Origin of the sequence: Hyphomonas sp., from assembly GCF_037969335.1 — a bacterium.
Lineage (GTDB): Bacteria > Pseudomonadota > Alphaproteobacteria > Caulobacterales > Hyphomonadaceae > Hyphomonas.
Genome location: NZ_JBBKXE010000129.1, coordinates 1 through 4,158, shown reverse-complemented (window position 1 = coordinate 4,158; position 4,158 = coordinate 1). Strand labels below are relative to the sequence as shown.

The 4,158-nt window shown below is 57.8% G+C and carries 5 protein-coding genes and 1 tRNA gene; 2 read left to right on the top strand and 4 right to left on the bottom strand.

Annotated elements, in window-relative coordinates:
- The 3 genes from AADA04_RS09545 to AADA04_RS09535 all read right to left on the bottom strand — a co-directional run.
- A partial coding sequence (locus AADA04_RS09545; RefSeq protein ID WP_340693028.1) for a DUF692 domain-containing protein occupies positions 1-674 on the bottom strand: 674 nt, incomplete at its 3' end.
- Positions 675-710: 36 nt separating this feature from the next.
- The gene (locus tag AADA04_RS09540; protein WP_340693027.1) at positions 711-1,082 is read right to left on the bottom strand and encodes a DUF2282 domain-containing protein; all 372 of its coding nucleotides are present in this window, start codon (positions 1,080-1,082) and stop codon (positions 711-713) included.
- Positions 1,083-1,187: 105 nt separating this feature from the next.
- Positions 1,188-1,454 (bottom strand): hypothetical protein, encoded by a 267-nt coding sequence (locus tag AADA04_RS09535; protein ID WP_340693030.1) that lies wholly within the window; start codon positions 1,452-1,454, stop codon positions 1,188-1,190.
- Between AADA04_RS09535 and AADA04_RS09530 the strand changes: the two genes are divergently transcribed.
- Both AADA04_RS09530 and AADA04_RS09525 read left to right on the top strand, forming a co-directional pair.
- Positions 1,386-1,592 carry a DDE-type integrase/transposase/recombinase gene (locus AADA04_RS09530; RefSeq protein WP_340693029.1) on the top strand — a complete coding sequence of 69 codons (207 nt, stop codon included), beginning with the start codon at positions 1,386-1,388 and terminating at the stop codon, positions 1,590-1,592. The genes AADA04_RS09535 and AADA04_RS09530 overlap by 69 nt on opposite strands.
- A gap of 198 nt (positions 1,593-1,790) precedes the next feature.
- On the top strand, positions 1,791-3,581 hold the full coding sequence (locus AADA04_RS09525; RefSeq protein WP_340693026.1) for an oleate hydratase: 1,791 nt from the start codon (positions 1,791-1,793) through the stop codon (positions 3,579-3,581).
- A 415-nt stretch (positions 3,582-3,996) separates the two neighbouring features.
- Here the strand turns inward: AADA04_RS09525 and AADA04_RS09520 are convergent.
- Positions 3,997-4,086: transfer RNA gene (locus AADA04_RS09520), tRNA-Ser, on the bottom strand.
- Positions 4,087-4,158: the final 72 nt, after the last annotated feature.

Here is a 4,158-nt window from a genome sequence, read left to right as displayed (position 1 = left end):
TGACTGTCGATGAGAAATTTGGCGCCAAGCGCAGGGTCTTCGGTGTGTCCGGCGACGTGAATCTCGCCGACAAGTTCACCAGGTATTGCGCGGACATAGGCGTATGGGTCCACACCAACATTGTTGGCGCTCACCCAGATATTATTGATGTCCATAAGGAGACCGCATCCGGATCGACGGGCGACATCCACAAGAAATTCAGGTTCGTCGAGCTCGCAGGCGAAGGGCAGGTAGTTGGTGGGGTTCTCGATCAGAATTCGCCGTCCGATCAGGGATTGGAACTCGTCTACCCGGTTTGCTAGATGTACCAGCGCTTCCTGTGTCCGGGGAAGGGGCAGGAGATCTGCATGGTAGCGCATCTTGTGCGCGGAGAACGTTGCGTGCTCAGACACCTGAAACGGATCGAAGCGTGAGATCAGTGCACGGAGTGCCTCAATGTGTTGGGAGTCGAAAGGGTCCAGCCCGCCAAGAGACGCGCCGACACCGTGAAAGCTGAGCTGGCGCTTTTCACGGATGGCAGCCAGCCACGCCAGGCGTGGGCCACCTTGGACCATATAGTTTTCAGGGTGAACCTCGAACCACAATCCTTCAACTCCGGTCTCGAGCGCCGGAGCAAAGTGTTCCGGTTTGAGCCCGAGACCCGCGGGTGAGGGGAGGGACGGTGGAAGTTGCATGACTGTGATCCGAGGAACTCTGTTGCCGGGCTGCGATCAGGCCGGAGTGTTGCGATCAAGCTCGTTCAATGAGGCAGGGCCGTCGGGCGAGACGATGAAATCGCAAGATCCTTTCGGCGCAAACGTCCAGGAATTTCCCTGGAAGTCGACCGTGGATGTGCCTTCGCAGCTTGTGCCCTTACCGGCTTTGCAATCGTTCTCGCCCGCAAGGGCGATGCCGTAGCATTTGTCCTTGCGGCCTTCGATGCGCTCGCCAGCCTGCCATGCGGTGAAGGCGGACTGGACGTCTGCAGGCGCATTGTCGGCCAGAGTAAGTTGGGCGTTTGGCTTCGCGTTAGCGGCGCCGGCGGCGGCGGCCAGTGCAAGGCCAGCGATCAGGGATTTTGCGATGAACGTCGTGTGCGACATATGACTATTCTCCAGGTTGAAATTTCGCCCGGCTTTACTTTCCGGTGCAGGGAGACGAGTAGCGGAGTATTCGCTCACCCGATATTCACGACCGCGTGCTCGTGTTCACAGAGTGCTGATGGATGCGTGATGACGGATGGGGCTGGTCCGCCAATCGACATTGGCTCTCCGCTCTCGCTTCGCGATGACGACGACATACTCCATAAGCGCGGCATTGATGTCTGCCATGAGCGTGTCCGTCTCTGGGGCGATCGCTTCAGTGCCGACTTCGCTCACACGATCCGGAAACGCAGGTCGGAACCGATGCGGCGAAGTCCACCAGGGCAGCAGCGCCTGGATGAGGTCTTCATCAAAGTCCGGGGGGAGCGACACGATCTCCGGCGCGCTGTGGATCGTGAGGGTGAGGTGCTGGAATCCTTTGTCACAAAGAAGATGGATAAAGGTGCAGCGCTGAAATTCCTAAGGAAAGCAATAAAAAGGCATGGCAGTCCGCATGTCGTCGTGACGTAAAAATATCCTTGTCATCGGCCTGGTGATGTTTGTGCAACAAGTGTCCTCTCCAATCACTGACCGGGGCCGTGCAATCGTTAATCGTCACAAACAATTGATTCAGATCATGGTGCCCCGCATCACCATCCTGTCCACCACATAAAGACTGTTCGGACGAAGAATCCCCGCAACGATCAGGTCAGTAGAAGGACACACAAGATGCGTTACACGAGCGGCAATTTCGAAGCCTTCGTCCGCCCCCGCAAGCCCGAAGGCGTCGAGAACAAGACAGCCTGGTTCGTCGGATCGGGTCTTGCCTCGCTGGCAGGCGCGGCCTTCCTGATCCGTGACGGTCACATGGCAGGCAGCAAGATCACCATCCTCGAGGAGATGCAGTTGCCCGGCGGGGCCATGGACGGCATCGAGGAACCGGAAAAAGGCTTCGTGATCCGGGGGGGGCGCGAGATGGAAAGCCATTTCGAATGCCTGTGGGACCTCTACCGGTCCATCCCTTCGCTCGAGATCGAAGGGGCCAGCGTGCTCGACGAATTCTTCTGGCTCAATCAGGACGACCCGAATTTCTCGTTACAGCGAAGCACCCGGATGCAGGGACAAGACGTCCCCGACAAGGCCCTACTAACACTGAACGAAAAAGCCCAGAAGGATCTGCTGCGGCTCTTTTTCGCCACGCGCGAGGAGATGGAGACCAAGCGCATCAATGAAGTGATGGGCAAGGATTTCTTCGCCAGCAATTTCTGGCTCTACTGGCGCACCATGTTCGCATTCGAAGAGTGGCATTCCGCGCTCGAAATGAAGCTGTACCTGCATCGCTTCATTCACCAGATCCAGGGACTGACGGACTTCTCGACGCTGAAGTTCACTCGCTACAACCAGTATGAATCGCTCGTCCTGCCGCTGGTCAAATGGTTGACCGAGCACGGCGTGACCTTCCGCTATGGCGTGGAGGTCACCGATGTCGATTTCTACAACAAGCCAGGTCGCAAACAGGCGACCCGCATCCACTGGCTGGAAAACAGTGTTGCCGGAGGGGTCAGTCTTGGGGAAGACGACCTGGTCTTCATCACGATTGGCTCGCTCACCGAAAATTCCAACACTGGCGATCACCACACGCCGGCCAGGCTCAATGAGGGGCCAGCGCCGGCCTGGGACCTGTGGCGGCGCATCGCGGCCAAGGACCCGGCCTTTGGACACCCGGACGTGTTCAGCGCGCATATCCCGGAAACCAAGTGGGAATCAGCCACCATTACGACGCTCGACGCGCGCATCCCTGAATATATCGAGAAGATCGTCAAACGTGATCCCTTCAGTGGCCATGTCGTCAGCGGGGGGATCGTCACCGTCAAGGATTCCAGCTGGTTGTGTAGCTGGACGATCAATCGCCAGCCGCATTTCAAGCAGCAGCCGAGCGACCAGCTGGTCCTCTGGTTCTATTCGCTGTTCGTCGACAAACCCGGCGATTTCGTCAAGAAACCAATGCAGGAATGTACCGGCGAGGAAATCACCCAGGAATGGCTCTACCACATGGGCGTTCCGGTTGATGCAATTCCCGAAATGGCTGCGACCGGCGCCAGGACCGTTCCGGTGATGATGCCATATATCACGGCCTTCTTCATGCCACGCAAGGCAGGCGACCGCCCGGACGTGGTGCCGGAAGGGTCCGTCAACTTCGCATTCATCGGCCAGTTTGCAGAATCGAAGGAACGCGACTGCGTCTTCACCACCGAATATTCCGTACGCACGCCAATGGAAGCTGTCTACACCCTCCTGAACGTCGAGCGGGGTGTGCCCGAAGTGTTCAACTCGACCTATGATGTCCGTTCCCTGCTCGCCGCTACCAGTCAGGTGCGCGACCGAAAGGAAATCGGCATCCCCGGGCCGGCGCTTCTGCGCAATCTGCTGCTGAAGAAGCTCAATGCGACGGAAATTGGTGACCTGCTGATGGAATTCCATTTGATTTCCGAAACAGTGAACGCAGGCAAGCCGGACTAAGACCGAGCCGGCTGAGGCAGGATTTCAAGCCCGGCCGGTTCGGATGCCCGCCCGCACGTACTGGCGACACAAGGGCATTGTCAGGGGAACCGGGTTTGAGGCTGTAGATTAGCGTGGCTAGCTTCTGCAAATGGTCAAAAATCCTTTTCGCTGCTTCAAAACCTCGACCGAAATCATCCAGTTCGGTGTGCTGATGTATGGCCGGCTTCCGCTCTCGCTTCGGCACCTTCTTTGCGCACAAGATCAGGAAGCGGCGTTCTGAATCGATGCGAAGAAGCCCGCAATCACAGTGACGCCTGGATGAGGACTTCGTGAAGACCAGAGGTGAGAGGCGTGCCCTTTGTGGCGTTTGGCGGGTTGGACCAGAGACCGGACCAATTATGCATTCATATTACAATGTTCTATCGGGAGTATCTGGCGGAGGAGGAGGGATTCGAACCCCCGGAGCCCGCGAAGGCTCAACGGTTTTCAAGACCGTCGCATTCAACCACTCTGCCACTCCCCCGGCGCGCCGTGTTTGATATAATGACAGGTGGTTTGCAAGAGCCGATGTGCGGCGCGCGCCGGGTTTGCGCGC